The organism is Aeromicrobium sp., assembly GCF_036675695.1.
Lineage (GTDB): Bacteria > Actinomycetota > Actinomycetes > Propionibacteriales > Nocardioidaceae > Aeromicrobium.
In genome coordinates this window covers 1-2,349 of record NZ_JAKFEL010000202.1, presented here as the reverse complement: position 1 = coordinate 2,349, position 2,349 = coordinate 1, and the positions used below count along the sequence as shown (strand labels likewise).

Annotated in this window: 2 protein-coding genes; both read right to left on the bottom strand. The window is 61.9% G+C overall.

The annotated features are described in order from the left end of the window. Window positions 1–65 precede the first annotated feature (65 nt). Window positions 66–1,259, bottom strand: a complete 1,194-nt coding sequence (gene tuf, locus V6M39_RS12900; RefSeq protein WP_332644219.1) for an elongation factor Tu — start codon at window positions 1,257–1,259, stop codon at window positions 66–68. Window positions 1,260–1,350: 91 nt separating this feature from the next. Continuing rightward, a partial coding sequence (locus V6M39_RS12895) for an elongation factor G (RefSeq protein ID WP_442880800.1) occupies window positions 1,351–2,349 on the bottom strand: 999 nt, incomplete at its 5' end.

Genomic DNA, 2,349 nt, shown 5'->3' with positions numbered 1-2,349 from the left:
GGGAACGACAAAGCCCCGCCTGCCGAAGCAGACGGGGCTTGTCAGAAAGCCTTAGTGGAACAGGCTCACTTGGTGATCTTGGTGACGCGACCAGCGCCAACCGTACGTCCACCCTCACGGATGGCGAACCGCTGGCCCTCTTCGAGAGCGATCGGCTGGATCAGCTGAACACTCATCTCGGTGTTGTCGCCGGGCATGACCATCTCGGTGCCTTCAGGCAGCGTGACGACGCCGGTGACGTCCGTGGTGCGCACGTAGAACTGCGGACGGTAGTTGTTGAAGAACGGCGTGTGACGGCCACCCTCCTCCTTCGACAGGATGTACGCCTGGCCCTCGAACTCCGTGTGGGGAGTCGTGGTGCCGGGAGCGATGACAACCTGGCCGCGCTCGACATCTTCGCGCTTCGTGCCACGAAGGAGCAGACCGACGTTTTCGCCAGCCTCACCCGAGTCGAGGAACTTGCGGAACATTTCGATACCGGTGACCGTCGTGGTCTGCTTCTCTTCGCGGATACCGACGATGTCGACCGTCTCGTTGACCTTGATGATGCCGCGCTCGATCTTGCCGGTGACGACGGTGCCGCGACCGGTGATCGTGAAGACATCTTCGATGGCCATGAGGAACGGCTTGTCGGTGTCACGCTGCGGCATGGGGATGTAGTCATCCACAGCCTGCATGAGCTCGAGAATCGACTCGCCCCACTTGGCATCGCCCTGGAGAGCCGGGTGAGCGGCAACCTTGACGACGGGAACGTTGTCGCCGTCGAACTCCTGATCGCTCAGGAGCTCACGAACCTCAAGCTCAACGAGCTCAAGGATCTCTTCGTCGTCAACCATGTCGCACTTGTTGAGCGCAACGACCATCGCGGGCACGCCGACCTGGCGAGCAAGCAGCACGTGCTCACGCGTCTGGGGCATGGGGCCGTCGGTGGCGGCGACCACGAGGATCGCGCCGTCCATCTGAGCCGCACCCGTGATCATGTTCTTGACGTAGTCCGCGTGTCCCGGGCAGTCGACGTGGGCGTAGTGACGGTTCTCCGTCTGGTACTCCACGTGCGAGATCGAGATCGTGATGCCGCGCTGCTTCTCTTCGGGCGCCTTGTCGATCTGATCAAATGCCGAGGCCTCATTGAGGTCCGGGTACTTGTCGTGCAGCACCTTGGTGATCGCCGCAGTAAGAGTCGTCTTACCGTGGTCGATGTGACCGATGGTGCCGATGTTCATGTGCGGCTTGGTCCGCTCGAACTTCGCCTTAGCCACTTGGGGCTCCTTCTTAGAATTGGTTGCTGGTTGAACGCCGTTGGCCTCAAACTTGCGAGAACCTCAGGCCATCTTATAGATGGTCCGGTGGCTACTCGCCGCGGGCCTTTTTGATGATCTCTTCAGCGACGGCCTTGGGGACCTCCGCGTAGGAGTCGAACTGCATCGAGTATGACGCACGGCCTGAAGTCTTGGACCTCAGGTCGCCGACGTACCCGAACATCTCGGACAGGGGGACGATCGCCTTGACGATCTTGACGCCTCCCATGCCCTCTTCCATGGCGTTTACCTGGCCACGGCGAGAGTTGAGGTCGCCGATCACGTCGCCCATGTAGTCCTCGGGCGTGGTGACCTCGACCGCGAAAACGGGCTCGAGGATCACTGGATCGGCCTTGCGTGCTGCTTCCTTGAACGCCATCGATCCGGCGAGCTTGAACGCGAGCTCCGAGGAGTCGACGTCGTGGTACGCGCCGTCCTCGAGGGTCACCTTGACGTCGACCATCTGGTAGCCAGCAAGGACGCCGAACTGCATGGCGTCTTCGGCACCGGCACCAACCGATGGGATGTACTCGCGAGGCACGCGGCCACCCGAGACGTTGTTGACGAACTCGTAGCCACCCTCGCCACCGACGGAGACGCCGGTCGGCTCGATGCTGATGATGACCTTGGCGAACTGGCCCGAGCCACCCGTCTGCTTCTTGTGGGTGTAGCTGACGTTCTCGACCTTGCGCTTGATCGTCTCGCGGTAGGCGACCTGCGGCTTGCCGACGTTGGCTTCAACGTTGAACTCGCGCTTCATGCGGTCGACGAGGATGTCGAGGTGAAGCTCGCCCATTCCGGCGATGATCGTCTGACCGGTCTCTTCGTCGGTGTGGACCTGGAACGTCGGGTCTTCCTCGGCGAGGCGCTGGATGGCGGTGCCGAGCTTCTCCTGGTCGCTCTTGGTCTTGGGCTCAATCGCGACCTGGATCACGGGAGCGGGGAACGTCATCGACTCGAGGACGATCTGCTTGTTGGGATCGGCCAGCGTCTCACCGGTCGTGGTGTCCTTGAGACCCATGACGGCGACAATCTGACCGGCGCCGACAGC